This is a genomic window from Streptomyces sp. NPDC015127 (assembly GCF_043080095.1).
Taxonomy (GTDB): domain Bacteria; phylum Actinomycetota; class Actinomycetes; order Streptomycetales; family Streptomycetaceae; genus Streptomyces.
This window is the reverse complement of record NZ_JBIBVE010000001.1, coordinates 737348-764339: the sequence shown is the minus strand read 5'-3', so window position 1 is coordinate 764339 and position 26992 is coordinate 737348. Positions and strand designations below refer to the sequence as shown.

Here is a 26992-nt window from a genome sequence, read left to right as displayed (position 1 = left end):
GTCACTGCTGGTGCAGTCCGCGGCCCGCCAGGGTCAGGAACGTCTCGCCGACCGCCTCCGACAGCGTCGGATGCGCGTGGATGTGCCGGGCCACATCGGACGGTTCCGCGTCCCAGCCGACGATCAGCTGGCTCTCGGCGATCATCTCCGAGACGTTCGGTCCGACGAGGTGCACGCCGAGGACCCTGCCCTCGCGCTCGGACACGACCTTCACCACGCCGCCCTGGCCGTGCACCATGCCCTTGGCGACCGCGGTCAGCGGCATGGTGTTCACCGTCACGTCGATACCTCGGGCGCGGGCCTCGGCCTCCGTCAGACCCACCGCCGCCGTCTGCGGCGAGGAGTACGTCACGCGGGGGACCGCCGCGTAGTCGACCGGCGGGGACGGCACCCCGGCCAGCGTCTCGGCCACCAACAGGCCCTCGGCGAACGACGCGTGGGCCAGCCCGGGCGACGGAGGCGGCAGCAGGTCACCGACCACATGGATGCCCGGGACGGCGGTCTCCAAGCGGGTCGGGTTGGCGGGCGCGACGAACCCCCGTGCGTCGGTGGCCAGTCCGGCGGCCTCCAGTCCCAGCCCGTCGGTCACGGGCACGCGGCCCACGGCGACGAGCAGCCGCTCCGCCTCGACGACGCGTACCTCACCGCGCGCGGTGCGCACGGTGGCCCGTACGCCGCCCTCCCGCACCTCGCTCTCCAGCAGCCGGGCGCCCGTCCGCACATCGATGCCGCGCTTCTTCAGCCCGCGGGTCAGATGGCGGGACACATCCGCGTCCTCCAGCGGAACCAGCCGCTCGGCGGCCTCCACCAGGGTCACGTCGGCGCCCATGGAACGGTGGAACGAGGCGTACTCCACCCCGATCGCCCCACCACCGAGCACCAGGACGGACCGCGGCAGCCCCGGCGCGAACAGCGCGTCGTCACTGGTGACGACGCGGCGGCCGTCGGGCTCAAGGCCCGGCAGCGTACGCGGCCGCGAACCGGTCGCCAGCACCACGCCCCGACGCGCCGTCACCTGCCCGTACCCCTCGACCACGGCGGTCCGCCGTCCCGTCAACCGGGCACTGCCGTGCAGGACTTCCACGCCGGCATGGGCGAGATGGCCCGCGACCCCCTTGTGGTTGCGGGAGACGATGTCGTCCCGCGTCGCCACGAGGGCCGGCCAGTCGACGGATTCGAGCACCGCCTTCACGCCCCAGCGTTCCCGGGCCTCCGCGATGCCGTCGACCAGTTCGGCGGCGTGCAGCATCGCCTTGCTGGGGATGCAGCCCCGGTGCAGGCAGGTGCCGCCCACCTTGTCGCGCTCGGCGAGGACGACGTCGAGGCCCAGGGCCGCGGCACGCAGAGCGGTGGAGTAGCCCCCGGTGCCGCCGCCGATCACGATCACATCGGTTTCGCGGGTCTGTGTCATGGCTCCCACCCTCCGCCCCGCCCTTGCCATGCGTCCAAGGCAATGTTCTTGTGGCATCGATGCACAGCGCTTATGGGAGAGTTGCGGTGCACAGGGGAGGGGGACCGGAATTGAGCCTTCGTCAGATGGAGTACTTCGTCACCGTCGTCGAGGAGTCCTCCTTCACCCGCGCCGCCGAACTGCTGCACGTCACCCAGCCGGCCCTCTCGCACCAGATCAAGGCCCTCGAGAGGTCCGTGGGCGGCCCCTTGCTGGAACGGCTGCCGCGCGGCGTGCGGCTCACCCAGATGGGCCGTGCCTACCTGCCGCACGCCGAACTCGCCGTCAGAAGCGCCGCGCAGGCCCGGCGCGCCGCCCGCGCGGCGGCCGGTGCGGAGGGCGGTGAACTGCACATCGCCGCGATCCACGCCGTCGCCGTCGGCGTGCTGCCCGACGTCCTCGCCCGCTGGCGGCGCGAACACCCAGGTGTCGCGATCGTCCTGCACGAATACGGCACGCCCGAGGCCCTCGAGGAGCAGATCGAACGCGGCGCCGCCGACCTCGCCGTGGGTCCGCCGCCCCAGCACTGGCCGGGACCGGTCGTCCCGTTCGACGAGGAGGAGATTGTCCTCGTCGTCCCCTTCGACGACCGGCTCGCCGGGCGCTCCTCCGTACGACTGGAGGAACTCGCCGGCCACAGCTGGGTGCGGTGCGCCATGGAGCCCCTGGTGGAGGGGCAGCGGTTCCTCGACTGGGCGTGCGGCAGGGCCGGCTTCCGGCCCCGTACGGCGGTGTGGACCGAGCACACCTCGTCGGCGGTGCGGATGGCCGCCGCGGGCGTCGGCGTGGCGACCGCGCCGCTGCACGTCGTGCGGGGCGCCGTGGGGGAGGACTGCGTCGTCCTGCCCGCGGACCCGCCCTGGCGACGGGTGCTGACCGTCTTCTCCCGCGTCGAACTGACCGGCGCCGCGGCGGCCTTCGCCCGGCTGCTCCGAGCCACGCGCCCGAATGGCCTACCCGCACCGACATCACCCGTACGGCCCTACGCGGACTGCGGTGACAGCGGCGCGGTGGTCACCTGAAGGGAGCAGCGGGGCACGAGTCCCGCGGCTGTGACAGGGGAGCACACACCATGCACGCGGACACACGCCCCACCCCCGAGCCCGCACCGCCCAGTGGCTCCGCCCTGCCGGTCGGGACCGGGCACCGGCCCGCCGCCCTGCTGCCCGGCCTGCCGACGGGGAACGAGCACGAGCTCTACGAGGGGTACCGCCGGCTGCGTGAGGAGCATCCCCTCACCTACGACGCGTCCGTCGGCGCCTGGCTCCTCAGCCGCTACCGCGACGTCGCCACCGCGCTGACCGATCTTCGCTTCACCCACGGCCACCGGCCCGGCGACGCGGGGTGCGCCGGGCACCTGGCTCCGGTCCCGCAGGCGCTGCGCGAGACCGTCCGGCGCACCGCGTACGTCCTCGCCCGGCGGCTCGCCGGGCGCGAGCAGGTCGACCTCGTGGAGGAGTTCTGCCGGTGGCTGCCTGCCGGGGCGATCGGCGTGCGGGGCAGGACGGCGGGCCGGGCGCTGCTCGCCGGGCGGTGCGTCTCCCAGGTCTCGGTGCGGGAGAAGGCGCTCGCCTCGTTCCTCGCCAATGTGCTCGACCACCCCGACCGGCTGGCCGGGCTGCGGGCCGAGCCGCGGCTGATCGCACGGGCCTGGACGGAGTCCCTGCGGCATGATCCGCCCGTCCTGGTGGTGATCCGCAGGACGGCCGCCGAGGTCACGCTCAGCGGGGGCACGCTGCCGGCGGGCGCGGCCGTCGCGTGTCTCATCGGCTCGGCGGGGCGGGACCCGGAGCGGTTCCGCGACCCCGACCGGTTCGACATGCTCCGGGGGGACCCCGGCCAGCTCACCTTCGGCCTGGGCGGGTGCCCGGCCGTGGGGCTCGCGGCGATGGAGGCCGAGTACGGACTGCGGGCGCTCGGCGAGGCGATGCCCAGGATGCGCTGGGCCGACGGATTCCGCCCGGTCGCCAGTGGTCTGATCACCCGGTCCCCCAAATCGCTGCTGGTCCGTCCGCACGGCTGAGCAGCGCCACCGGCCGCGCCGCGAACAGGTCGGCCACCGGCACGGGCACCTCGCCGGTGAACTCCCGCTCCCCGTCCAGCAGATCGGTCCACCGGCCGGGCGGCAGGGTGACAGCCGTGCCCCGCCAGCCGCCCTCGCCCTCCAGCCGCATCGAGAGCCGGGTGACGGCCGTGATCACCTCCTCCCCTCGGCGGAACGCGACGCAGTGCCGGGCCGCCGGGCCGACGGCGGTCAGCGGCTCGTACGCCGCCCGGGCGCCGAACAGGTCCGGGCGCGCCCGGCGGAGTCTGAGCGCCGTGGCCGTCAGGGCCTCCTTCTCCGCGCTCAGCCCGCTCCCCGGATCCGTCGCGGGGCCCGCCGCCGCGCGGGCGGGGAGCGGCTCCGGCAGCGGAGGGCCGAAACGGGCCGGGGCCCGGTTGTCCGGGTCGACCAGGGCCAGGAACTCGCGCTCCGAGCCCTGGTACACGTCGGGCACGCCCGGCATCGTCAGATGCAGCAGCGCCGCCCCCAGCACGTTCGCCCGCACATATGGGGCGAGCTCGCGCACGAAGCGGGCCACCGAGTGCTGCGGCGAACCGGCCGGTCCCGTACCCACGAAGGCGGACACCGCCTTCTCGTACGCCGGGTCGGACTCCGTCCAGCTCGTGTGCACCCCCGCCTCCCGCACCGCCTTCAGCAGCGCCGCCTCCAGCCGGTCCGCGTCCGGGATGCCGAACCCGACGGCCGTCTGCCACGCCACCCAGGCCAGCTGTGCGTCCGGAGCCCCGCCGCCCGCCGACGGGCTCTCGGCCTCCTCCGTGATCCGCTCCAGGAACCGGGCCCACCGCTCCGGGCACTCGGACAGCACCGCGATCCGTGCCCGCACATCCGCGCTGCGCTTGGTGTCGTGCGTGGTGAGCACCGTGCCCGTACCCGCCCAGTCACGGGCGAGCCGGGCGCAGAAGGCGTGGAAGGCCGCGGGCTCCACCGCGGGGCTGCCCGGGTCGCCCCCCACCTCGTTCGCCGAGATCAGCGGCGCGTACCGGTAGAACGCCGTGTCCTCCACCGACTTGGCCCGCAGCGCCGATGCCGTCTGCGCGAAGCGCGCCCGGAACCGGACGTGGTCCGGGCCGTCGCCGAGCCTGCCCAGCGCCAGGTCTCGCACCACGTCCACCGCTGCCGCCTCCTCGGCCACGGCGAACGTGTCCCGCGCCGCCCTGGCCGCGTCCTCGGGAAGCGCGGATTCGGCGTCGACCCGGTAGGGCCGGTAGACGGGGACGCGGACCAGCAGCTCACGTACCGCCGCACGCAGCGCCCACGGGGCGTGGTCACGCAGCCGCGTGTCGGCGGCGCAGATCCGCTCGGCGAGCCGGACGAGCGTCGCGGTCTCGGCCGCCAGCTCGTACGTCACCACCTCGTAGGCCGCGCGCCGCGCCGTCGCCTCCCACCGGCCGCCGAGGCTGTCGTCCACGTCTGTGAAGTCCCGGTAGACGCCGACGAGTTGCCGCATGCCGGCCGGGTCGGTGAACAGGCCGTCGACCCGGCGCAGCGCGTCGTACCCCGTCGTCCCCGCGACCGGCCAGCCGGCCGGGAGCCGCTCGTCGCCGGTGAGGATCTTCTCCACGACGATCCAGCACGCACCGCCCGTGGCCTCGTCGAGTCTGCGCAGGTACCCCTCGGGGTCGGCCACGCCGTCCGGATGGTCCACCCGCAGCCCGTCGACGACGCCGTCCCGCACCAGCTCCAGGATCTTGGCGTGCGTCGCGTCGAAGACCTCGGGGTCCTCCACCCGCACCCCGATGAGGTCCGAGACGGTGAAGAACCGCCGGTAGTTCAGCTCGGTGCGGGCGAGGCGCCACCACGTGAGGCGGTACCACTGGGCGTCCAGCAGCTCGGGCAGCGGCAGGTGCGCGGTGGACTCCCGCAGGGGAAACCGCTGTTCCCCGTGGTGCAGCACCTCCCCCTCGACCCGCAGCTCGGCCAGCTCGGCGCCGATGCGCCCGGGCAGCACCGGCAGCAGCACCTTGCCGTCCCCGGCGGCCCAGTCGATGTCGAACCAGCGGGCGAACGGCGACCGCGGGCCTTCGCGCAGCACCTCCCACAGGGCCCGGTTGTGGCGCGGGACGGCGGCCATGTGGTTCGGCACGATGTCGACGACCAGGCCCAGCCCGTGGTCGCGGGCCGTATGGGACAGGCGGCGCAGCCCCTCCTCGCCGCCGAGCTCCGCGCGGACGCGGCCGTGGTCCACGACGTCGTACCCATGAGTGGACCCCGGAACCGCCTCCAGCACCGGCGAGAGGTGCAGATGGGAGACGCCGAGGGCGGCGAGATACGGAACCGCCGCCTCGGCGGCCTCGAACGGGAAGTCCGGCTGCAGCTGGAGCCGGTAGGTGGCCGTGGGTGTCATGCGAACATACGTACCCGCCGTGAACGCTTCTGTGCCGCCGGTACCGGCCGTTCGGTCGATCGAGTGATCATCGGCCCGGTCGGGAACTTCTTGCGGATCGCCGCTCAAGGCAGGTCGCCCAGGTCGCGCCGACCCAGCACGGTCAGGCGCGGCGGCCCGGCCGGCGGGCGGTGCAGCCCGCTCCGGCGCGGCAGCCCGGCTACGCGGGCCGGCGCAGCACGGTCAGACGCGGCAGCCGGTCAGGCGGGCCGGCGCAGCACGGTCAGGCTGCGGCCCACCAGCGGCAGGACGTCCCCCGCCGCGACCATCGGGCCCTTGCCGGGCGGAACGCCCTCGCGCCGGGCGGTGTCCACCACGACCTGCCACTCCTCGCCGTGGTTGACGGGAACGGTGAATTCCAGCTCGTCCGCGCTCGCGTTGAACATGAGGAGGAAGGAGTCGTCGGAGATCCGTTCGCCCCGCGGGCCCGGCTCGGAGATGGCGTGCCCGTTCAGGAACACGGACAGCGCCTTGGCGTGCGCGGCCTGCCAGTCGCGCTGGATCATCTCCTCGCCCTTCGGCGTGAACCAGGCGATGTCCGTCAGCTCGTCGTGGGTGCCTTCCACCGGCCGGCCGTGGAAGAAACGGCGCCGCCGGAAGACGGGGTGGTCGCGCCGCAGCCACACCATCGTCTTGGTGAAGGTCAGCAGCGAGCCCTCCTCGTCCTCGCCCGGATCGGGCCAGTGCACCCACGAGATCTCGTTGTCCTGGCAGTAGGCGTTGTTGTTGCCGCCCTGGGTGCGGGCGAACTCGTCGCCGTGACTGAGCATCGGCACGCCCTGGGAGAGCATCAGCGTCGCGATGAAGTTGCGCATCTGCCGCTCGCGCAGCTCCAGCACGCCGGGGTCGTCGGTGTCGCCCTCGGCCCCGCAGTTCCAGGACCGGTTGTGGCTCTCGCCGTCGCGGTTGTTCTCGCCGTTGGCCTCGTTGTGCTTGCCGTTGTAGGAGACGAGGTCGTGCAGCGTGAAGCCGTCGTGGCAGGTGGTGAAGTTGATCGAGGCCAGTGGCCTGCGGCCGTCGTCCTGGTAGAGGTCCGACGAGCCGGTCAGCCGGGACGCGAACTCGGCGAGCGTGCGCGGCTCGCCGCGCCACAGGTCCCGCACGCAGTCGCGGTACTTGCCGTTCCACTCGGTCCACAGCGGCGGGAAATTGCCCACCTGGTAGCCGCCCTCGCCGACGTCCCAGGGCTCCGCGATCAGCTTCACCTGGCTGACCACCGGGTCCTGCTGCACCAGGTCGAAGAACGAGGAGAGCCGGTCCACCTCGTGGAACTGGCGTGCGAGTGTCGCCGCGAGGTCGAAGCGGAAGCCATCGACGTGCATCTCGGTCACCCAGTACCGCAGCGAGTCCATGATGAGCTGCAGGACGTGGGGACTGCGCATCAGCAGGGAGTTGCCGGTGCCCGTGGTGTCCATGTAGTAGCGGCGGTCGTCCATCAGCCGGTAGTACGACGCGTTGTCCAGACCCCGGAAGGAGAGCGTCGGACCCAGGTGGTTGCCCTCCGCGGTGTGGTTGTAGACCACGTCGAGGATGACCTCGATGCCGGCCTGGTGCAGCGCCCGTACGGCCTGCTTGAACTCCAGCACCTGCTCGCCGCGGTCGCCCCAGGAGGCGTAGGCGTTGTGCGGGGCGAAGAAGCCGATGGTGTTGTAGCCCCAGTAGTTGTTCAGCCCCGCGTCCACCAGCCGGTGGTCGTTCACGAACTGGTGCACCGGCATCAGTTCCAGCGCGGTCACGCCCAGTTCGGTGAGGTGCGAGATGACGGCCGGGTGCGCGAGGCCCGCGTACGTGCCGCGCAGCTCCGGGGGCAGCTCGGGGTGGAGCATGGTCAGGCCCTTCACATGGGCCTCGTAGATCACGGTGCGGTGGTAGTCCGTGCGCGGCGGGCGGTCGTCGCCCCAGTCGAAGTACGGATTGACCACGACGGACGACATCGTGTGCGGTGCCGAGTCGAGATCGTTGCGGGAGTCCGGCCTGCCGAAGTGGTAGCCGTAGACCGACTCGTTCCAGTCGATGGCGCCGCTGACCGCCCGCGCGTACGGGTCGAGCAGCAGCTTCGCGGAATTGCAGCGCTGTCCGCGCGCGGGCTCGTACGGGCCGTGGACCCGGAAGCCGTAGCGCTGCCCGGGCATCACCCCCGGCAGGTACGCGTGCCGCACGAACGCGTCGGTCTCGCGCAGCTCGACGGCGGTCTCCGAGCCGTCGTCGTGCAGCAGACACAGCTCGATGCGCCGCGCGGATTCGGAGTGCACCGCGAAATTGGTGCCGGCGCCGTCGTACGTGGCGCCGAGTGGGTACGCCTGTCCCGGCCAGACCTGCATAGATTCGACTCTTCCATTTCTGATCCGGGTACGGGGGACTACTTGGCGAAGATCCTCCCCCAAAGTGGAGCAACCTCCTAGGACTTCGAACCGTCCTACCGGGTGACCAATGGGGATCCAGGGGGAAAGGGGCGACAAGTGCGCCAATTGGTGCGCCGTCACCTGGGGAAGCTCTTGGCGGGGACCGCCATCGCGGTGACGGGTACGGCCCTGATGGTGGGCATCACTCTGCCGGGTTCGGCGGGTGCCGACGAGGCGAACGGGGCGGGCGGCCAGGCCCGGGGCCCGGTCGCGGCGGGCAGGGCCGGCGAGACGGGGAGCGTCTCGGCGGCAGAGCCGGGGCCCGGGACCGTGGCCGTGCCGCGCGAGGGGGAGCGCGGGATCGGCCGGGACCCGCTGACGCCGGCCGAGCTGAGCCGCGCGGAACAGATAGCGCTGACACCGGACGCCCGGACGCAGGGGGAGAACGCGGCAGGCGGCCGGGGTCCGCAGCACCTCGGGACCAATCTCGCGGAGCCGCCGCCCTCCGCGCCGGAGGCGGCCGTGCGCCGCGCCGAGGTCAGCTTCTACGACTACCGGACCGACGCACTCGTCACCACGACCGTCAATCTCGACACCGGCAAGGTCGAGCGAACGGGTGAACAGCGAGGCGTCCAGCCCTCGCCGCACCCCGAGGAGCTGCGCGAGGCCGTCGCGCTGATCCTGGCCGACCCGCTCGGCTCGGACCTGAAGGCGGACTACCGGCACGCCACGGGCCGGGCCCTCACCTCACCCGACCAGCTCTGGTTCAACGGCGACGTCTACCGCACCTACCGCGAGAAGGACGTGCCGGACGCGCTCGCCCGGTGCGGCGAGCACCGCTGCGTCCGTCTCGTCACCAAGGTCGTGGACGGCCCCTGGATCGAGATCCGGGATCTGATCGTCGACCTGAGCGCCCGGACCGTCGCGCGCGTCGGCTGACCACCGCCGTCCCGGTCCGGAGCCGCCTTCCCGCACGTCCTGTGCCACTCGTTCCTTCCGTCCGCACGTCCCGGTGAGGGAGTACGTCCTGATGCACGTGAACCGACTTATCCGCGTCCGCAGGCGCGGTGCGCTGCTGGCAGCGGCCGCGCTGCTCGGCAGCGTCGGCGCCGCCACCGGCCCGGCCTCCGCCGCACCCGCACCCGCCGTCGGGGGCGGCGCGCAGGCCGCCCCCAGGCCGCCGGTGGCCGACTGCAGCGTCGCCTACCGCATCGAGCAGAAGCTCGACGGCGGCACGACCTGGCGCATGTGCTGGCGCTACGACACCGGCCACGGCCTGATCCTGGACAGGATCACCTACCAGCCCAAGGGCGAACGGCGCCCCATACGGGTGCTGAACAGCGCCAAGCTCGCCCAGATACATGTGCCGTACGACGACGGCAACGCGGAGTACGACGACCTCACCGGCGCCGGCTTCGGCTGGGGCCTGCAGAACCTCGCGCCGGCCGAGTGCCCCGGCGGCACGGTCACCAAGGTCAGGGTGCCGGAGATGGGCACGGTCGCCGGCCTGTGCACCACCACCCGTGCCCGCGGCCACGCCTACCGGCTCGCCAACGACGAGGGGACCAAGGTCTGGCAGGCCCAGGGCAAGGACCTGCTGGTCTACACGGTCAACAAGGTCGCCTGGTACGAGTACATCACCGAATGGCGGTTCTCCTCCGACGGCACCATCTCCGCCAACGTCGGCGCCACCGGCAGTCTGGCGCCCGACGACTACAACGCCGCCGACGGCCGCGGCTGGCCCATCGGCAAGGGCGCCCGGGACTACGCCACCAGCCACGCCCACAACGTGTTCTGGCGGCTCGACTTCGGCCTGGACGGCGGCAACACGAACCGGGTGGAGCAGTACGACTCGAAGGTCACCGCCCCCACGGGCGACGGCAGCCCGACCGTGAAGACGACCCGCACCCCCGTCACCAAGGAGCTCGCCGGAGACGTCCGCACCATGCGCTGGTGGCGCGTGGTCAGCGCGCGCGGCAAGAACAGGGACGGCCACGCCCGCTCGTACGAGATCGTGCCCGGCCCCTCCAGCAAGCACGACGGCCGCCCCTTCACCCGGCACGACATCTACTTCACCCAGAACAGGGCCTGCGAGCAGTTCGCGAGCGACAACGTCCTCGACTGCGGGAGGAACGCGCCCACGAGCGTGGACAAATGGGTCAATGGTGAGAACCTCGCCAATCCGGTCGTCTGGGTCAACATAGGGTTCCACCACATCGCCCGGGACGAGGACCAGCAGCCCATGCCCGTCCACTGGCAGGGCTTCCAGCTCGCCGCACGGGACGTGACGTCTATGAATCCGCTCACGCCGGCCGATCTCGCCGAGCAGAACGGACATCACGATCACGGGAGTTGAGAAAACAACCGGCTCATCCTGCTGCACCGCCTCCCGCTCGCGGAGTAGGCTTCCTTGATCGTTGAAGACGGGCGTCCAGGAAGCAGAAGGCGGTGCGCGGGTGAGCTCGGGAGGGCTGGAGCTGCCCCCCGGTGACGCGGGTCACGAGGGGGGAGACTCTGCCGAGGTCCCACCGGGAGCGGTATCGCTCGCGCGGCCCATGGAGATCGGGGCGGAGCTGGACTGGGGCGCCGACGCCTGGAGCGAGGTGCGCACGCGCGCCCAGCGGGCCGGCCGCGCCTACATCTGGCTGAATCTGGTGGAACAGCGGCTGCGAGCGGTGGTCGCCGCCGTGCTGCGGCCCATCTACGACCCCGTGCACGGCGAGGACTGGGTCGTCGCGGCGGCGGGGCCCGCGGGCCAGGAATGGGTGCAGCGGGCGGTCGCCGTGCGGGAGGTCTCGCGCCGCAAGGGCTACCTGCTGGACCCGGCGGACGACAACGTCCTGTCCTTCCTCACGCTGCCGCAGCTGCGTGAACTGATGGTGCAGCACTGGCCCTGCTTCGAGCCGTACTTCGACGACCGGCGCGACGTCGAACTGGCCCTGGACGAGCTGGAGGTCGCGCGCAACGTCGTCTCCCGCAACCGGGCGCTCAACGAGGCCGTCCTCGCCCAGGCCGAGCGCGCCTCGGCGCGCCTGCTGGAGATACTCGGCAGCGGCGCCGGAGTCCCCTCCGCCGACCGCCTCCCCGTCGACGCCGTCGAGGACCTGGTCGGCGACCGGTACGCGGACGTCGTCTCCGTCCACTCCGACCGGGTCCGGCTCCAGCGCCAGCTGCCCGCCGAGGACCTTTTCGGCGGGGCGCGGCGCCTCGACGCGATCGGCATAGGCCTGAACCTGCTCGTGCAGAACTTCTCCGGCCGCCGCCTCGTGCGGCTGGCCGAGTCCGGCTGCCGGGTCCGGCTCCTCTTCCTCAACCCGGCGAGCAGTGCCGTCAAGCGGCGCGAGCGGGAACTGGGCATCAGAAAGGGAGAGTTGAGCCGCACCGTGGAGATGAACATCCTCCACATGCGCCGGGTCCGCTCCCGGCTGCGGGACCCGGGCGCCTTCGAGATCCAGGTCTTCGACGAGACCCCCCGCTTCACCGCCTACCTCGTCGACGGCGACGGCCCCGACGGCCTCGCCGTCGTCCAGTCCTATCTGCGCCGCGCCCGCGGCATGGAGGCCCCCGTCCTGGTCCTGCGGGGCGGCGGGCGCTCGGTGGTCCGCTCGGGGCAGGACAGCGAGACCGGACTCTTCCAGACCTACCGCGAGGAGTTCGAGTCGGTCTGGACCGACTCACGCCCCGTGTCCTGACCGTGCCGGATGACGGCCGGCGTCCCCGTTGTCAGTGGTGCGTGGGAAGGTGATGAACCAGCGGGGGGAAGCACCATCGCACCATGGAGGAGGGGGCACCATGTCCTGGCACGGGGGACCACTGGCCGGCTTCGATCTGGAGACCACCGGCACCGATCCGCTCGACGCGCGCATCGTGACGGCCGCCGTCGTCGAACTGCGCGCCGGGGAGCCGGTGCTGCGCCGCGGCTGGATGGCCGACCCGGGGATACGGATCCCCGAGCAGGCATCGGCCATCCACGGCATCAGCAACGAGCGCGCGGCGGCGGAGGGCCGGCCGGCCCCCGAGGTCGCCGAGGAGGTCGCCGAGGTGCTGACCGGGTACTGGCGGCGAGGCGTCCCGGTCGTCGCGTACAACGCGGCCTTCGATCTGACGCTGCTCACGGCCGAGTTGCGCCGGCACGGACTCCCCTCGCTGAGCGAGCGGCTGGACGGCCGGGCGATAGGCCCGGTCATCGATCCGTACACGATCGACCGCGCCGTCGACCGCTACCGCAAGGGCAAGCGCAATCTCGAAGCGGTCTGCGTCGAGTACGGCGTCGTCCTCGACCGCGCCCACCGGGCGGACGCGGACGCGCTCGCCGCGGTCCTTGTCGCCCGGGCGATAGCCGAGCGCCACCCGTCGGTGGCGGGGCTCGACCCCGGCCTGCTGCACGAGCGCCAGGTGAGCTGGTACGCGCAGTGGGCGGCGGACTTCCAGAGCTTCCTGCGCCGCAAGGGCACCCCGGAGGCCGTGGTCGACGCGTCCTGGCCCCTGCGCGAACTGGCCCCCGCAGCGGGCGCCTGAGCCGGGCGCGCCCGTGCCACGGGGCCCGGCGTCGTGCCGGCGCACAGGGCGCGCCGCGCCCGAGAGGCTCCGGGCGTTCCGGGCACTCGGCCGAAACGGATACCGGTAGGCGCGGGGAAGCGGCTTGAGGTGCTCCCGGCACCCGTGGGACCGGACGTCGCGCCGCCATGCGCCCGGCGTTGCCGGGCCCGGGCGGTCCGCGGAGGCCAGGGCGGCGAGGGCGGTGCCGGCGAAGCGGGCGTGGCACGTGCGGCATCGGCGGGTTCAACCGGGGACGGAGGCGGCTCCCGAGAGGGGGCGGCGGGCCGGGGCGGTCCGCGGAGGCCAGGGCGGCGAGCGTGGTGCCGGCGAAGCGGGCGTGGCACGCGCGGCGTCGGTGTCGGCTCCCGGCGCGGGGGCGCGGCGCCGTCGACCGCGGGAGTCAGAAGGGGTACCAGCGCACCTCGGGGGCGTTGTCGCGCAGCGACGCCACGCGGCGGCGGAACTCGGCGAGTGCCTTGGGGTTCGTGGGCGCGTGCTGGGCCACCCACGCGCAGCTCGCCGTCTCGCGTGCTCCGCGCAGGACCGCGCAGCCGTCCCACTCGCGTACGTCCCACCCGTAGGCGGCGGTGAACGTGTCGTAGGCGGCCGGGTCGAGGCCGTAGCGGTCGCGGGACAGCGCCATGACCACCAGGTCGTGCTCGCGCAGATCGGAGGAGACGGTCTCCAGGTCGACGAGCACCGGCCCGTCCGGGCCCACATGGACGTTGCGGGGCAGCGCGTCGCCGTGGATGGGACCGGGCGGCAGATAAGGCGTCAGCGCGGCCGCCGCCTCGGCGAAGCCGTCACGGCGCTCGCGCAGATACGCGGCGTCGGCGGCGTCGATCGCGTCGCCGGCCAGCCGCAGCCACCGTTCGACCCCGCCCAGCAGATCGCGGTGGGGCAGTGCGAAGGAAGGAGAGCCGAGCGCATGGACACGGACCAGCAGGTGGGCGAGATCGGCCGGTTCCGCCGGGCGCACGGCTTCGGGCAGCCGGCGCCAGAGCGTCACCGGGTGGCCTTCGACGAGCCGGGCCGCCGGCTCGGCGGCGTGCACGGCCGGGACACCCGCGTCGGCCAGCCAGGTCGCGACCGCCAGCTCCCGTTCGGCCCGGGGCAGCAGCTCGGCGTCCCGGCCGACCTTGATGACGATGTCGCCCGCCGCGAAGACCGCGTTCTCGCCGAGCGCCAGCAGTACGGCGTCCTGGGCGGCGGCCACAAGCCCGGCCGCCGCCAGTACGCCGCGTGCCCCTGTCTCGTCCATGGGTCTCTCCCACCCCTGTGCCTGTCGTGTATCGGGCAAAGTCTCGCATCCGTGCAGGTTGCCTTGACGAACCGACGACCCCTCAGCACGATGACGGGGCCGCCGGGGCGGCGGATCAGGACCCGGTCAGGGCCGGGCCGCCCGAAGGAGTCGAATACGTGACATCGGCGACCACAACGGCGAGGTTAGGGAGGAGACCGGCCTTCGGTGCCTGGTTCCTCGTCCTGCCCGCCCTGATTCCCATCCTCGTGCTGAGCGTCGGCCCGCTCCTCTACGGCATCGCGCTCGCACTCACCGACGCACAGGCAGGCCGCACCGAGCCCACGCAGTGGATCGGCACACTCAACTTCCGGGACCTGCTGCACGACACCCTGTTCTGGGAGTCGTTCCGCATCGGCCTGCTGTGGGCGGTCGGCGTGACCGTCCCGCAGTTCCTCCTCGCACTCGGCCTCGCCCTGCTGCTCGACCAGCGGCTGCGGCTGCGCTGGCTCGCCCGCGCGCTGGCGATCGTTCCCTGGGCCATGCCCGAGGTCGTCGTCGGCATCATGTGGCGGCTGGTCTACAACCCGGACGCCGGCATCCTCAACGAGACCATCCGAGACCTCGGCCTCGGCGACGGCCGTGACTGGCTGACCGGCCTCGCCACCGCCCTGCCGGCCGTGGTCCTCGTCGGGGTGTGGGCCGGTATGCCGCAGACCACGGTGGCCCTGCTCGCCGGGCTCCAGAACACCCCGCACGAGCTCCACGAGGCGGCCGCCCTGGACGGCGCGGGTGCCTGGCGCCGGTTCCGCACCGTCACGTGGCCCGCGCTCAGACCCGTCGCGCTCGCCATCACCGCGCTCAATTTCATCTGGAACTTCAACGCCTTCGCCCTGGTGTACGTGCTGACCAACGGCGGACCCGGCGGCCGGACCCGGCTGCCCATGCTTTTCGCGTACGAAGAGGCGTTCCGCTACGGCCAGTTCGGCTACGCGGCCGCCATGGGCTGCGTCATGGTCGCCGTGATCTCGGTGATGCTCGCCTTCTACCTCGTGGGACGGCTCAAGGGAGGCGACGAGAAATGAGTGCGCTGCGCACCGGCAGGGCCGGCCGCGCCGGGCAGTACGCCGCGCTGGTCTGCTATCTGGTCTTCCTCGCCTTCCCGTTCCTGTGGCTGGTCTCCACCGCGTTCAAACCGGCGCGGGAACTGGGCTCCCTGCACCCCACTTGGATCCCCGAGCAGCCGACCCTCGACAACTTCCGGCAGGCCTTCGAGGAACAGCCGCTGCTCCAGGCGGCGGGCAACAGCCTGCTCGCGGCCCTCGCCGCCGCGCTGACAGCCGTCGTCATCGCGACACCCATGGCGTACGTGATGGCGCGCAACCGCAGCAGGCTGACCGCCGCGGCCACCGGGTGGGTCGTGGTCAGCCAGGCGTTCCCCTTCGTCCTGGTGATCATCCCGCTCTTCCTCATCCTGAAGAACCTGCATCTGATCAACACCCTGTTCGGGCTGGTCATGGTCTATGTCGTCTGGTCACTGCCGTTCGCGCTGTGGATGCTCGTCGGCTATGTGCGGGCCGTGCCACGGGAGTTGGAGGAGGCCGCCGCCGTGGACGGCGCCGGCCGGCTGCGGACGCTGGTCTCGGTCACCGCGCCGCTGCTCGCGCCGGGGATCGTCGCCACCGCACTGTTCGCGTTCATCACCGCGTGGAACGAGTTCTTCTTCGCGCTCGTCCTGCTCAAGACCCCCGAGAAGCAGACCCTGCCGGTCGTCCTCACCCACTTCCTCGGCGCGGAGGGAGTCGCCGACCTCGGGCCGCTCGCGGCGGCCGCGTTCCTCGCGACGCTTCCCTCGCTCGTCATCTTCGCGATCATCCAGAAGCGGATCACAGGCGGCATGCTGGCCGGGGCGGTGAAGAACTGATGCGCATACGACTGTTGCCCGCGGCCGTGGCCGCGCTGGCCCTGCTGCTCACCGGCTGCGGCGGGAACGACGACCGCGCCGACGGGACGATCAGGCTCCGGTACCAGTCCCTGGCCTGGCAGAAGGAGTCCGTCGACGCCAACAAGGAACTGGTGAAGGAGTGGAACGACACCCACCCCGACATCCAGGTCGAGTACGTCCAGGGCAGCTGGGACAGCGTGCACGACCAGCTGCTCACCTCGTTCGAGGGGGGCGAGGCACCGGACATCATCCACGACGCCTCCGACGATCTCGCGGACTTCGCGTACGGGGGCTACCTCGCCGATCTGACCGACCTGCTGCCCGAGCGCCTCAAGGCCGACATTCCGGAGCAGAGCTGGCGGACGACCACCTTCGGCGACGGCGTCTACGGCGTGCCGTTCCTCCAGGAGCCGCGCGTCCTGATCGCCAACAAGAAGGTGCTGCACGCCTCCGGGGTCCGCGTCCCCACGGCCGAACGGCCGTGGAGCTGGGAGGAGTTCCGGCAGGTCACCAAGGACCTGACAGCGTACATGGGGGAGGGGAAGTACGGCATCGCCTGGCCGCTCAAGGAGCCGGTGTCCGTGACGCTGAACCTCGGTCTGTCGGCGGGCGGGGAACTGTTCCACCGGGGGGACGACGGCAAGGTCACCATCGGGTTCACCGAGGGGGACGCGGTGGTCCCCGGCACCATTCACGACCAGGTCAACGTCGACCGGAGCGCCTCGCGCAGCACGCTGGGCACGGGCGGTTCGGACACGCTGCCGGGATTCTTCGGCGGCAAGTACGCCATGGTCCCGCTGGGCTTCTCGTACCGGCAGCAGATCGTCCAGCAGGCGCCCGAGGGATTCGAATGGACGGTGCTGCCCGCGCCCGCCGGGCCCGGGGGACCGGCGCAGGGAGTGAGCCCGCAGACCCTGTCGGTCGCCGAGGACAGCCCGTACAAGAAGGAGGCGGCGCGGTTCATCGACTTCATGCTCCAGCCGGAGAACATGGTGCGGCTGGCCAAGGGCGACTGGATGCTGCCGACAGGGACCGAGGCGCTCGCCGACCCGGCCCTGCACACGGACAAGGACGGCTGGGCGACGGGCGCCGAGCTCGCCCGGCATCTCCGGTCGGCTCCGGCCCAGTCGGTGCGCGGGTACCCGGAGTGGAAGGACAAGGTGGCGACCCCGGCGTACCAGGAGTTCTACAGCGGCGCGATCGACGCCGGCGAGCTGCGCAAACGGCTGGTCGAGGACGGCAATCTGGTGCTGGCTCGGTATCAGCGCTGACCGCGGCGCCCGCGCAGTCCGCGCCCGCCCGAGATGGAACGTGGTTGCACGAGACGTATCGTCTCGCTTAGTGTGAGCGCATGACAACGCCGACCCGTGCCCATATCGCCATGTTCTCCATCGCGGCCCCCGGGCACGTGAACCCGAGTCTCGAAGTGATCCGGGAGCTCGTGGCCCGGGGACACCGCGTCAGTTACGCGATCCCCGCCTCCTTCGCGGACAAAGTCGCGGCCACCGGTGCCGAGCCCGTCGTCTACACGTCGACGCTGCCGACGGAGGACGAGCCCGAAGCCTGGGGCACCGAACTCATCGACAACATCGAGCCGTTCCTGAATGACGCCATCCAGGTGCTGCCACAGCTCGCGAAGGCGTTCGCCGGCGACGAGCCCGACCTCGTCCTCCACGACATCACCGCGTACCCGGCGATCGTGCTCGCCCACCGGTGGGGCGTCCCCGCCGTCTCCCTCTCGCCCAACCTGGTCGCCTGGGAGGGATACGAGGAGGAGGTCGCCGAGCCGATGGCCGCCGAACTGCGGGCGTCGGAGCGCGGCAAGGCGTACTACGCGCGCTTCGAGGCGTGGCTCGCGGAGAACGGGATCACGACGCACCCGGACCGGTTCGTCGGCCGGCCGCGCCGCAGCATCGTCCTGATCCCGCGCGCACTCCAGCCGAACGCCGACCGGGTCGACGAGTCCGTGTACTCCTTCGTCGGCGCCTGCCAGGGGGACCGGCGCGACCAGGGGGAGTGGCGGCGGCCGGCGGGCGCGGAGAAGGTGGTGCTGGTGTCGCTGGGGTCGACGTTCACCAAGCAGCCGGCCTTCTATCGCGCGTGCGTGGAGGCGTTCGGGAACCTGCCCGGGTGGCATCTGGTGCTGCAGATCGGCAGGTACGTCGACGTCGCGGAGCTCGGCCAGCTGCCCGAGAACGTGGAGGTGCACAGCTGGGTGCCGCAGTTGTCGGTGCTGCGGCAGGCGGACGTCTTCGTCACCCACGCGGGTGCGGGCGGCAGCCAGGAGGGCCTGGCCACCGGGACGCCGATGGTCGCGGTCCCGCAGGCGGTGGACCAGTTCGGCAACGCGGACATGCTGGTGGGGTTGGGCGTGGCACGCCGCCTGGCGACGCAGGACGCGACGGCTCAGGACCTGCGCGAGGCGGTGCTGTCGCTGGTCTCGGACAACGAGGTGGCGGCCCGACTGGCCCGGATCCAGGGCGAGATGGCCCAGGAGGGCGGGACGAGCCGGGCGGTGGACCTGATCGAGGCGGAGCTGGTGGGTTGAGGCGAGCCTTCCTGTCCCTCACCACCCTTGCGTCCATGGGCAGTTGAGGCCCGGCGTCCGACTTGGGAGGCCCTGGCCGATTTCTTATTGCGAAACCTTGTTGAGTAAGTCACAGGTGTATGAAGGTCTTGATCTGGGCGCGTCAATCAGTCAGGGTTTCGAATCAGCCCTCCGGAGAATTTCCGGCCGAGAGGGCGATCCCCCCACAAAATGATGACGAGGAGACCCCTCTTCATGGCAACTCACAAGCGCTCGAACCGGATCAAGCTCACGGCGGCCATTACCGCCGTTGCAGCTGCAGCGGGTGTAACGCTTCTCAACACGTCCTTCGCCGGCGCCGCGGCGCCCGCCGAGGGCAAGATCTACGGCGCGAACGCCGAAGGCGCCGTCGCCGGCAGCTACATCGTGATGCTCGACCAGAAGGCCGACAAGAAGGAGCTGGCCCAGGAGTACGGCGGCACGCTGAAGCGCAACTACAGCTCCGCCATCAACGGCTTCTCCGCGAGCGGCCTTTCGGAGACCGAGGCCAAGCGCCTCGCCGCCGACCCGGCCGTCGCGAAGGTCGTGCAGAACAAGAAGTTCACGATCAACGCCGACCAGCAGAACCCGCCGTCCTGGGGCCTGGACCGCATCGACCAGGCCGACACCGCCGGTGACAGCAAGTACACCTACCCGGACACCGCCGGCGAAGGCGTCACCGCGTACGTGATCGACACCGGAGTCCGCATCTCGCACAAGGACTTCGAGGGCCGCGCCACGCACGGCTTCGACGCCGTCGACAACGACGAGACCGCCGACGACGGCAACGGACACGGCACGCACGTCGCCGGGACCATAGCCGGCGCCGCCCACGGTGTCGCCAAGAAGGCGAAGATCGTCGCGGTGCGGGTGCTCGACGACAACGGCTCCGGCACCACGGAGCAGGTCGTCGCGGGCATCGACTGGGTCACCCAGAACCACCAGGGCCCCTCCGTCGCCAACATGAGCCTCGGCGGCGGCGCCGACGAGGCCCTCGACGAGGCCGTCCGCAAGGCGATCGCCGCCGGTGTCACCTTCGGTGTCGCCGCGGGCAACGAGTCCAGCGACGCGGGCCAGGGCTCCCCGGCCCGCGTCCAGGAGGCCATCACGGTCGCCTCGTCCACGAAGGACGACGCCCAGTCGGACTTCTCCAACTTCGGCGAGATCGTGGACATCTACGCGCCCGGCTCGGACATCACGTCCGCCTGGAACGACAGCGACGAGGGCACCAAGACCATCTCCGGCACCTCCATGGCGACCCCCCACGTCGTCGGTGCCGCCGCGGTCTACCTCGCCGGACACCAGGACGCCACCCCGGCGGACGTCGCCAAGGCGCTCACCGACGGTGCCACGCCCGACAAGATCACCAACCCGTCCGAGGGCACGCCCAACAAGCTGCTGAAGGTAGTCGAGTGACCGAGGGCCCTTCCTCCGGACGCAGGTGATCCGGAGGAAGGGCCCCCAGGGGTGTCGTCCGGTCCCGCCGCTCCGCGGCGGCCGGAGGGCACCCCTGCGGTGCGTGCGCCGCAGGGCCGGCGGCTTCCGTGCCCTCCCCCACGGGGCGCGGGGGCCGCCTTATCGTGTGGCCATGACGACGAGGTACGCCGCCCTGCTGCGCGGGATCAACGTGGGCGGCAAGAAGAAGGTCCCCATGGCCGGACTCCGGGCCGTACTGGCCGACTTGGGGTACAGCGACATCGCCACCTACCTGCAGAGCGGCAACGCGGTCTTCAGCGGCCCGGCCGGCGGCGAGCGGACGCTCGCCGCCGCGATCGAGGAAGCCCTCGAGCAGACCTTCGGCTTCCGGGTCGACACCCTGGTGCGCGGCGGCGCCTACCTGCGGGACGTCGCCGACGCCTGCCCCTTCCCCGCCGACACGCTCCAGGGCAAGCAGCTGCACGTGACCTTCCTCTCCGAACGGATCGCCCCGGAGCGGCTGGCGTCCGTCGACGCCGCGGCCCTGCTGCCGGAGGAGTTCCGGCTCGGGGACCGGGCGTTGTACCTGTACACGCCCGACGGCCTCGGCCGCTCCAAGCTCGCCGAGGTGCTGGCCAGACCGAGCCTGTTCAAGGGCGTCGTCGCGACCAGCCGCAACTGGAACACCGTCGTCAAACTCGTGGAGATGACCCGTGACTGAACCCGCGACCGATGCCGTGAACGCCGCGATGGAGGCGGAGTTCCGGCTGCTCGACCCGGCCGTCAGGTCCAGCCCCGAACTGCTCGCGCAGCTCCTCCACCCCGCCTACGAGGAGTTCGGCACCTCGGGCCGGCTCTGGAACCGCGAGTCGATCCTGTCCGCGCTGCGGGTACACGACGCGCCCACGCCCCGGCCGATCACCACGTCCCGGATGCAGGGCGTGCAGCTCGCGCCCGATGTCGTGCATCTGACGTTCGACACCGAGTCGGGCGGTCATCGCGCCCACCGCAGCTCGATCTGGCGGCTGACCGGCGGTGGCTGGCTCCTCTACTTCCACCAGGGCACCCGCTTCGCGGACACCGGTGCCCCCTCGCCCCTCACGGCCCCGTGAGCCGCGGCCGCGTGCCCGCAATGGCCCACCAGAACGGGCGTCGAATGGCCCGAGAGGGAGTGCCAATCCCTCGCTAGGGTCGAGGACATGGACACCGCGCCGCACACCGACCGCCCGAGCAGCTCCGACAAGACCGTCGTGGACTTCTACTTCGACCCGGTCTGCCCCTTCGCCTGGATCACCTCCCGCTGGATCCTCGAGGTCGAGCGCGAGCGCGCACTCGACCTCCGCTTCCGCCTGATGAGCCTGCACCTGCACAACATCGGCAACGAACTGCCCGACTGGTACCGCGATCTCGTGGACCGCTCCGTCGGCCCGGCGCGCGTCCTCGCGGCCGCCGCCCGGCAGCACGGCGACGGCGTGCTGCGCGACCTGTACACCGCTCTCGGCACCCGTATCCACCGGGAGAAGAACGACGACTTCGACGCGGTCGTCGCCGAGTCGCTGGCCGAGCTCGGCCTGCCCGCCCAACTGGCCGAGGCGGCGCACGACCCGACCTACGACGACGACGTACGCACCGGCCACGACACCGGCAAGGACCCCGCCGCCGACGGGTACGTGGGCACACCCACCCTGCATGTCGACGGCACGGTCTGGTTCGGCCCGGTCCTCAACGCGATCCCGCGGGGCGAGGAGGCCGTCGCCCTCTTCGACAGCTTCCGGGTGCTCGCGGGCCACCCCCACCTCTTCGAACTGAAGCGCGCCCGCACCGGCAGCCTGGTCTTCGACTGACCCGCACCGCTCTCGCGTGTGTGCAGGACCCGGCCACCGGGCGCCGCGCGGGAGGGAGAGCTACGCCGTGAACGCCAGCGCCCTGTCCCGGATACGCGCCTCGTCGTAGCGGGTCAGCAGCAGGCGGGCCAGCTCCGGCCCGGGGCCCAGCACATCGGCCAGCACATCGGCGTCCCGCGCACCCTCGACGATGCGGTCCGGGAGGCGCCCGGGGGCGATCACGTACGGCGCGACCGCCACCCGGCGCACTCCGAGGGCACGGAGCTCGCGCACCGCGTCCTCGGTGCGCGGGCAGCCGCCGGCAGTTGCAGCGGAGGCGAACGCAGGTCGCACGGCGCACCAACCGGTGTGCCGCAGCTCCCGCGCTGTTTCGGCGATCACTGCGATCGCCTCCGGGTCCGTGGAGCCCGCCGACGCCAGCACCAGGCCGGTCGAGCTCTTGTCGGCGGGGTCGAGCCCCGCCTCGTACAGCCGCCGGTGGACGGCGGACAGCAGCAGCGGCGACGGGCCGAGCACCTCGGCCTGCCGTATGCGCAGCGACGCGGGCGCCTCGCGCAGGACGGCGGGGATGTCGGCCTTCGCGTGGAAGGCGCGCGTCAGCAGCAGCGGCAGCGCCACCACCTCGCGGACGTCCTCGGCGGCCAGACGCTCCAGCACGCCCGTCACCGACGGGAGGTTGAAGTCCAGGAAGCCGACCTCGACGCGCAGCCCCGGGCGCAGCGACCGCACACGCCGGACGAGGGCGTGCACCGTCGCGGCATGGCGCGGGTCGCGGCTGCCGTGGGCGATCACGAGGAGGACGGGCCGGTGCATCGTGGACTCAGCTCCTGGCGAGGAGACCGCGGCTGCGCAGGACCCACCGCTCCAGCGGACTGAAGAGCAGCAGGTCGATCGCGATACCGACGATCAGGATCAGGAGGATGGCGAAGAACACCCCGGCCATGTCGGCGTTGTTGCGGCCGTTCTCCAGCAACTGGCCGAGGCCGAGACCCAGGTCGGGGGAGGACGCGATGATCTCCGCGGCCATCAGCGACCGCCAGGAGAACGCCCAGCCCTGCTTCAGGCCCGCCACGTAACCGGGCAGTGCCGCCGGCATCACGATGTGCCAGGTGCCCCGCAGTCCGGTCGCGCCCAGCGTGCGGCCGGCCCGCAGGAACAGCGGCGGCACCTGGTCCACGCCCGACACCAGGCCGTTCGCGATCGAGGGGACCGCGCCCAGCAGGATCACGGCGAACATCATCGAGTCGTTGAGTCCGAGCCAGATCACCGCGGGCGGCACCCAGGCCACCGACGGCAGGGACTGCAGGCCGGAGAGGATCGGCCCGATCGCGGCGCGGACGAACTTCACCCGGGCGACCAGCAGGCCCAGCGGCGTACCGATCGCGAGGGCGAGCAGGAAGCCCAGCAGACCGCGGGACACGCTCGTCCAGACGACGTCGAACAGCGTGCCCTGAAGCCACATCTCGGACAGGCTGTCCCACACCGCGGACGGAGCGGGCAGCTTGTACTCCGCGGTGACCTCGGCCCAGACCAGCAGCTGCCACACCACCAGCACCAGGGCGACGGCGGTCAGCGGCGGCAGCACCTTCTTCAGCAGCACCTCGCGCACCGGGGTACGGCTGACCTGGACCGCGTCCAGCGCGTCGAGACCGGCCTCCAGCCCCGCGAGGTCGTCGTTCTTGGCCGTGGCCTTCGCGGTTGTCTCAGTGCTGGCCATGTCGGCGGATCTCCCCACGCAGTTCTTCGGTGATCTCGACGGACAGCTCCGCCACCGCGGTGTCCTCGATGCGCCGCGGCTGATCGATGTCCACGGACCACTCGCGGGCGATACGTCCCGGCCGCGACGACAGCAGCACCACGCGCTGGGCGAGCCGCACCGCCTCACGGACGTTGTGCGTCACGAACAGGACCGAGACGTTCGTCTCCCGCCAGATGCGGGTCAGCTCGTCGTGCAGCACATCGCGCGTGATGGCGTCCAGCGCCGCGAACGGCTCGTCCATCAGCAGCAGCTCGCTGTCCTGCGCCAGCGCGCGGGCCATCGCGACCCGCTGCCGCATACCGCCCGACAGCTCGTGCACCCGCTTGCCGTACGCGCCGCCGAGCCGCACCAGCTCCAGCAGTCGCTCGGCCTCCGCGCGGCGCTGCGACTTCGGCACTCCGCGCAGCCGCAGCGCCAGTTCGATGTTCTTGCCCGCGCTCAGCCACGGGAACAGCGCGTGCTCCTGGAACATCAGGGCGGGCCGGCCGCCGGGCGTCTCGATGGACCCCGCCGTCGGCCGGTCGAGCCCCGCGACCAGGTTGAGCAGCGTCGACTTGCCGCAGCCCGAGGCCCCCAGGAGGGTGACGAACTCACCGGGAGCGACATCGAGCGTGATGTCGTCCAGGACGAGCTGGGTGCCGGCGGGGCCGGCGAAGGACTTGGAGACATGCCCGATCCGGGCCGCGTACTCGGTGCGCACGCGGTCGTCGGCCTTGGCGATGGCAGTGGCCATGGTCGTCACCTCCTGGGTATGAGCAGCGGACGTGTTACTTGACGCCGAGTCCGGCGTCGGCGACGGCGGGCCTGCCCTCGGCCTCCAGGACCTTGTTCAGCGGCCCGAGGTCGTAGATGCCGGCGAGGTCGGGCTGCTCCAGCAGACCGGCCTTCACCGCGTGGCCCGCCTGCGCGTCGAGGGTCTCGGCGAGCGGGTCGTCGGTGAACCGGATCGACGGCCACGCCGGGTCGATCACCTCCGGCGGCAGCGCCTTGCCGGTGAGCTCCTTGAGCTTGGCGTTGGCGGACGCCTTCGCCTCGTCCGGGTTGGCGTTGATCCACTCGTTGGTCTTCACGGTGCCGCGCAGGACGGCCTCGACGACGTCCGGGTGCTCCGCGAGGAACTTCTGCGACACGATCACGTTCGTGATGACGAACTTCTTGCCGGGCCACAGCGACGACTCGTCGAGCAGCACCTTCGCCCCGTCGCTGACCAGCTTGGAAGCGGTCGGCTCCGGCACCCAGGCGCCGTCGACGGAGCCGGACAGATAGGCGTTCGGCGTGACCTTGTTCTCCGTGCGGACCACCGAGACGTCGCCCTTGCCGCTCTGCGGGTCGACCTTCCAGCCCTGCTCGGCGATCCAGTTGAGGAACGCCACGTCCTGGGTGTTGCCGAGCTGCGGGGTGGCGATCCTCTTGCCCTTGACGTCGGCCAGGGTCTTGATCTTCTTCGGGTTCACGACCAGCTTGACGCCGCCGGAGGCCGAGCCCCCCACGATCCGCAGGCTCTTGCCCTGGGACTTCACATAGCCGTTGACCGCCGGCGAGGGGCCGATGAAGCCGATGTCGATCGAACCGGCGTTGAGCGCCTCGATCTCGGAGGGCCCGGCGTTGAAGGTGGAGGCGGCCAGCCTGGTGCCGCCCAGCTCCTTCTGGATGATGCCTTCCCGGTCGCCGACCAGGGCGGTCGCGTGCGTGAGGTTCGGGAAGTACCCGACCTTCACGGTGTCGAGCCCGTCGATCTTCTTGCCCTTGGCGGCGGGAGCGACCTGGTCGTCCTTCGCCTGGGAGCCGTAGCCGCAGGCGGTGAGCGCCAGGGCCAGAAGCGGCAGGGCGGCAACGGCGGCGAGGCGGCGGCGGACGGTGGTGCGGGGTGCTGGCACGGGAGGCTGTCCTCTCGTCGGCCCGGTCGGCGCGTCAGGTGGGACGCGGCCGGGTCGTCGGCGGTCTTCGTCGGTGGTGGGCGGTGTCGGCGCGCGAGCGGCGGGCCGGCGGCAATTCAGTCATCCCGCACATCGCGCCACCCCGCCCGTGCCCGCGCCGAGGGCGCCGCTGCCGACGCGGCCGCCCTCCTTGGCGAAGGTCCGGAAGATGTCGGTCATGTCAGAAGTCCCAGCCGTCGTCGTCGCCCTCGTCCCTGACCGGCTCCGGCGACGCGAACGACTCGCCGACCATGCCCGCGGTGAGCGTGGTCCCGTCGGCCGGGTCGATCAGGATGAACGCGCCGGTGCGGCGGGAGTCGGCGTACGAGTCGAGCGGCAGCGCCTCCGCCGTACGGATCTTGACGCGGCCGATGTCGTTCGCGACCAGCCGGCCCGGGTGCGGGTGCAGCGAGAGGTCGTCGAGGGTCAGCCGGGACGGGATGTCCTTGACGATCGCCTTGACCGTGCGGGTGCCGTGCTTGAGCAGCACGCGGTGGCCCACGGTGAGCGGCTCGTCGGCGACGTGGCAGACGGTCGCCTCGACGTCCTGGGTGGTCGCGGGGGCGTCCTTGCTCGGCACGATCAGGTCGCCGCGCGAGACGTCGACGTCGTCCTCCAGCAGGAGGGTCACCGACTGGGTCGTCCAGGCCACGTCGACCGGCTTGCCCAGCAGGTCGATGCCGGAGATGCGCGTCGTGCGACCCGAGGGCAGCACGGTGACCTCCTCGCCGACGCGGAAGGTGCCGGCCGCGATCTGGCCCGCGTAGCCCCGGTAGTCCGGGTGCTCGGCGGTCTGCGGCCGGATCACGTACTGCACGGGCAGCCGGGCGTGGCAGTGGCTCAGGTCGTGGCTGACCGGGACCGTCTCCAGGTGCTCCAGGAAGGTCGGGCCGCCGTACCAGTCCATGTTCGCGGACGGGTCCACCACGTTGTCGCCGGCCAGAGCCGAGATCGGGATCGCGGTGATCTCCGGGACGCCGAGTTCGAGCGCGTACGCCGTGAACTCCTCGGCGATCGCGGCGAACACGGACTCCGCGTAGTCGACGAGGTCCATCTTGTTGACGGCGAGCACCACGTGCGGAACGCGCAGCAGCGCGGCGATCGCCGCGTGCCGGCGGGTCTGCTCGACGACTCCGTTGCGGGCGTCGACCAGGATCACCGTGAGCTCGGCGGTGGACGCGCCGGTCACCATGTTCCGGGTGTACTGCACGTGGCCCGGGGTGTCGGCCAGGATGAACCGCCTGCGCGGGGTGGCGAAGTAGCGGTACGCCACGTCGATCGTGATGCCCTGCTCGCGCTCGGCCCGCAGCCCGTCGGTGAGCAGCGCCAGGTCGGGAGCCTCCTGGCCGCGATTGCGGGAAGCGTGCTCGACGGCCTCCAGCTGGTCGGCGAGGACGGACTTGGAGTCGTGCAGCAGCCGGCCCACCAGCGTGGACTTGCCGTCGTCGACGGACCCGGCGGTCGCGAAGCGCAGCAGGGTGGTGGCCGAAAGCTGCTCGGCCAGCTGCTCGGTGGTGCTGGTCATCT

Annotated in this window: 23 protein-coding genes; 14 read left to right on the top strand and 9 right to left on the bottom strand. The window is 71.9% G+C overall.

From position 1 onward, the window contains the following. Window position 1: 1 nt before the first annotated feature. Window positions 2-1411, bottom strand: a complete 1410-nt coding sequence (lpdA, locus tag ACF08N_RS03270; protein WP_392322827.1) for a dihydrolipoyl dehydrogenase — start codon at window positions 1409-1411, stop codon at window positions 2-4. A 110-nt stretch (window positions 1412-1521) separates the two neighbouring features. Here lpdA and ACF08N_RS03265 point away from each other — a divergent pair, with 110 nt between their 5' ends. Both ACF08N_RS03265 and ACF08N_RS03260 read left to right on the top strand, forming a co-directional pair. Next, window positions 1522-2472, top strand: a complete 951-nt coding sequence (locus ACF08N_RS03265; protein ID WP_392322826.1) for a LysR substrate-binding domain-containing protein — start codon at window positions 1522-1524, stop codon at window positions 2470-2472. A gap of 50 nt (window positions 2473-2522) precedes the next feature. Continuing rightward, window positions 2523-3473 (top strand): cytochrome P450, encoded by a 951-nt coding sequence (locus ACF08N_RS03260; protein WP_392322825.1) that lies wholly within the window; start codon window positions 2523-2525, stop codon window positions 3471-3473. On the opposite strand, the gene treY is transcribed toward ACF08N_RS03260, so the two are convergent. Further along, window positions 3430-5859 (bottom strand): malto-oligosyltrehalose synthase, encoded by a 2430-nt coding sequence (gene treY, locus ACF08N_RS03255; RefSeq protein WP_392322824.1) that lies wholly within the window; start codon window positions 5857-5859, stop codon window positions 3430-3432. The genes ACF08N_RS03260 and treY overlap by 44 nt on opposite strands. Window positions 5860-6098: 239 nt before the next feature. Continuing rightward, on the bottom strand, window positions 6099-8219 hold the full coding sequence (gene glgX, locus ACF08N_RS03250; RefSeq protein ID WP_392322823.1) for a glycogen debranching protein GlgX: 2121 nt from the start codon (window positions 8217-8219) through the stop codon (window positions 6099-6101). A 138-nt stretch (window positions 8220-8357) separates the two neighbouring features. Here glgX and ACF08N_RS03245 point away from each other — a divergent pair, with 138 nt between their 5' ends. The 4 genes from ACF08N_RS03245 (at window position 8358) to ACF08N_RS03230 (ending at window position 12758) form a co-directional block, all read left to right on the top strand. Next, window positions 8358-9179, top strand: coding sequence for a Tat pathway signal sequence domain protein (locus ACF08N_RS03245; protein ID WP_392322822.1), 822 nt, complete (start codon window positions 8358-8360; stop codon window positions 9177-9179). Window positions 9180-9270: 91 nt separating this feature from the next. Continuing rightward, window positions 9271-10596 (top strand): copper amine oxidase, encoded by a 1326-nt coding sequence (locus ACF08N_RS03240; protein WP_392322821.1) that lies wholly within the window; start codon window positions 9271-9273, stop codon window positions 10594-10596. Window positions 10597-10696: 100 nt separating this feature from the next. Further along, window positions 10697-11932: an SAV2148 family HEPN domain-containing protein gene (locus tag ACF08N_RS03235; RefSeq protein ID WP_392322820.1), complete on the top strand. Its 1236-nt coding sequence runs from the start codon at window positions 10697-10699 to the stop codon at window positions 11930-11932. A gap of 100 nt (window positions 11933-12032) precedes the next feature. Continuing rightward, complete coding sequence (locus tag ACF08N_RS03230; protein WP_392322819.1) at window positions 12033-12758, top strand: 3'-5' exonuclease; 726 nt, start codon at window positions 12033-12035, stop codon at window positions 12756-12758. Window positions 12759-13179: 421 nt separating this feature from the next. Here the strand turns inward: ACF08N_RS03230 and ACF08N_RS03225 are convergent, their stop codons facing one another. Then, entirely contained in the window at window positions 13180-14040 is an 861-nt protein-coding gene (locus ACF08N_RS03225; RefSeq protein ID WP_392322818.1) for an aminoglycoside phosphotransferase family protein, read from the bottom strand. Between the two features lie 158 nt (window positions 14041-14198). Here ACF08N_RS03225 and ACF08N_RS03220 point away from each other — a divergent pair, with 158 nt between their 5' ends. From ACF08N_RS03220 to ACF08N_RS03185, 8 genes are all read left to right on the top strand, one after another. Further along, window positions 14199-15104, top strand: a complete 906-nt coding sequence (locus ACF08N_RS03220) for a carbohydrate ABC transporter permease (protein ID WP_392322817.1) — start codon at window positions 14199-14201, stop codon at window positions 15102-15104. Next, entirely contained in the window at window positions 15101-15943 is an 843-nt protein-coding gene (locus ACF08N_RS03215; RefSeq protein ID WP_392322816.1) for a carbohydrate ABC transporter permease, read from the top strand. The genes ACF08N_RS03220 and ACF08N_RS03215 overlap by 4 nt, the downstream gene beginning before the upstream one ends. Beyond that, entirely contained in the window at window positions 15943-17235 is a 1293-nt protein-coding gene (locus tag ACF08N_RS03210; protein WP_392322815.1) for an ABC transporter substrate-binding protein, read from the top strand. Before ACF08N_RS03215 ends, ACF08N_RS03210 begins: the two co-directional genes overlap by 1 nt. 80 nt (window positions 17236-17315) lie before the next feature. Next, window positions 17316-18512: a macrolide-inactivating glycosyltransferase gene (mgt, locus tag ACF08N_RS03205; protein WP_392322814.1), complete on the top strand. Its 1197-nt coding sequence runs from the start codon at window positions 17316-17318 to the stop codon at window positions 18510-18512. Between the two features lie 234 nt (window positions 18513-18746). Continuing rightward, entirely contained in the window at window positions 18747-19946 is a 1200-nt protein-coding gene (locus tag ACF08N_RS03200; protein WP_392322813.1) for a S8 family peptidase, read from the top strand. A gap of 172 nt (window positions 19947-20118) precedes the next feature. Continuing rightward, the gene (locus tag ACF08N_RS03195; RefSeq protein WP_392322812.1) at window positions 20119-20667 is read left to right on the top strand and encodes a DUF1697 domain-containing protein; all 549 of its coding nucleotides are present in this window, start codon (window positions 20119-20121) and stop codon (window positions 20665-20667) included. Beyond that, window positions 20660-21058 (top strand): DUF4440 domain-containing protein, encoded by a 399-nt coding sequence (locus ACF08N_RS03190; protein ID WP_392322811.1) that lies wholly within the window; start codon window positions 20660-20662, stop codon window positions 21056-21058. The genes ACF08N_RS03195 and ACF08N_RS03190 overlap by 8 nt, the downstream gene beginning before the upstream one ends. Window positions 21059-21145: 87 nt before the next feature. After that, window positions 21146-21790: a DsbA family protein gene (locus ACF08N_RS03185; protein WP_392322810.1), complete on the top strand. Its 645-nt coding sequence runs from the start codon at window positions 21146-21148 to the stop codon at window positions 21788-21790. A 60-nt stretch (window positions 21791-21850) separates the two neighbouring features. Here the strand turns inward: ACF08N_RS03185 and ACF08N_RS03180 are convergent, their stop codons facing one another. The 5 genes from ACF08N_RS03180 to ACF08N_RS03160 form a co-directional block, all read right to left on the bottom strand. Continuing rightward, window positions 21851-22603, bottom strand: coding sequence for a sirohydrochlorin chelatase (locus ACF08N_RS03180; protein WP_392322809.1), 753 nt, complete (start codon window positions 22601-22603; stop codon window positions 21851-21853). A 7-nt stretch (window positions 22604-22610) separates the two neighbouring features. Continuing rightward, complete coding sequence (locus ACF08N_RS03175) at window positions 22611-23507, bottom strand: ABC transporter permease (RefSeq protein ID WP_392322808.1); 897 nt, start codon at window positions 23505-23507, stop codon at window positions 22611-22613. Further along, entirely contained in the window at window positions 23494-24282 is a 789-nt protein-coding gene (locus tag ACF08N_RS03170) for an ABC transporter ATP-binding protein (RefSeq protein WP_392322807.1), read from the bottom strand. Before ACF08N_RS03170 ends, ACF08N_RS03175 begins: the two co-directional genes overlap by 14 nt. 34 nt (window positions 24283-24316) lie before the next feature. Continuing rightward, window positions 24317-25426, bottom strand: a complete 1110-nt coding sequence (locus ACF08N_RS03165) for an aliphatic sulfonate ABC transporter substrate-binding protein (protein ID WP_392322806.1) — start codon at window positions 25424-25426, stop codon at window positions 24317-24319. Between the two features lie 220 nt (window positions 25427-25646). After that, window positions 25647-26990 carry a sulfate adenylyltransferase subunit 1 gene (locus ACF08N_RS03160; protein ID WP_392322805.1) on the bottom strand — a complete coding sequence of 448 codons (1344 nt, stop codon included), beginning with the start codon at window positions 26988-26990 and terminating at the stop codon, window positions 25647-25649. Window positions 26991-26992 lie beyond the last annotated feature (2 nt).

What these genes read in the sequence shown, in the direction of transcription:
- lpdA (WP_392322827.1), bottom strand. Translation starts at nt 1,411, where the DNA reads ATGACACAGACCCGCGAAACCGATGTGATCGTGATCGGCGGCGGCACC.
- ACF08N_RS03260 (WP_392322825.1), top strand. Translation starts at nt 2,523, where the DNA reads ATGCACGCGGACACACGCCCCACCCCCGAGCCCGCACCGCCCAGTGGC.
- treY (WP_392322824.1), bottom strand. Translation starts at nt 5,859, where the DNA reads ATGACACCCACGGCCACCTACCGGCTCCAGCTGCAGCCGGACTTCCCG.
- glgX (WP_392322823.1), bottom strand. Translation starts at nt 8,219, where the DNA reads ATGCAGGTCTGGCCGGGACAGGCGTACCCACTCGGCGCCACGTACGAC.
- ACF08N_RS03240 (WP_392322821.1), top strand. Translation starts at nt 9,271, where the DNA reads ATGCACGTGAACCGACTTATCCGCGTCCGCAGGCGCGGTGCGCTGCTG.
- ACF08N_RS03230 (WP_392322819.1), top strand. Translation starts at nt 12,033, where the DNA reads ATGTCCTGGCACGGGGGACCACTGGCCGGCTTCGATCTGGAGACCACC.
- ACF08N_RS03225 (WP_392322818.1), bottom strand. Translation starts at nt 14,040, where the DNA reads ATGGACGAGACAGGGGCACGCGGCGTACTGGCGGCGGCCGGGCTTGTG.
- ACF08N_RS03215 (WP_392322816.1), top strand. Translation starts at nt 15,101, where the DNA reads ATGAGTGCGCTGCGCACCGGCAGGGCCGGCCGCGCCGGGCAGTACGCC.
- ACF08N_RS03210 (WP_392322815.1), top strand. Translation starts at nt 15,943, where the DNA reads ATGCGCATACGACTGTTGCCCGCGGCCGTGGCCGCGCTGGCCCTGCTG.
- mgt (WP_392322814.1), top strand. Translation starts at nt 17,316, where the DNA reads ATGACAACGCCGACCCGTGCCCATATCGCCATGTTCTCCATCGCGGCC.
- ACF08N_RS03200 (WP_392322813.1), top strand. Translation starts at nt 18,747, where the DNA reads ATGGCAACTCACAAGCGCTCGAACCGGATCAAGCTCACGGCGGCCATT.
- ACF08N_RS03195 (WP_392322812.1), top strand. Translation starts at nt 20,119, where the DNA reads ATGACGACGAGGTACGCCGCCCTGCTGCGCGGGATCAACGTGGGCGGC.
- ACF08N_RS03185 (WP_392322810.1), top strand. Translation starts at nt 21,146, where the DNA reads ATGGACACCGCGCCGCACACCGACCGCCCGAGCAGCTCCGACAAGACC.
- ACF08N_RS03180 (WP_392322809.1), bottom strand. Translation starts at nt 22,603, where the DNA reads ATGCACCGGCCCGTCCTCCTCGTGATCGCCCACGGCAGCCGCGACCCG.
- ACF08N_RS03175 (WP_392322808.1), bottom strand. Translation starts at nt 23,507, where the DNA reads ATGGCCAGCACTGAGACAACCGCGAAGGCCACGGCCAAGAACGACGAC.
- ACF08N_RS03170 (WP_392322807.1), bottom strand. Translation starts at nt 24,282, where the DNA reads ATGGCCACTGCCATCGCCAAGGCCGACGACCGCGTGCGCACCGAGTAC.
- ACF08N_RS03160 (WP_392322805.1), bottom strand. Translation starts at nt 26,990, where the DNA reads ATGACCAGCACCACCGAGCAGCTGGCCGAGCAGCTTTCGGCCACCACC.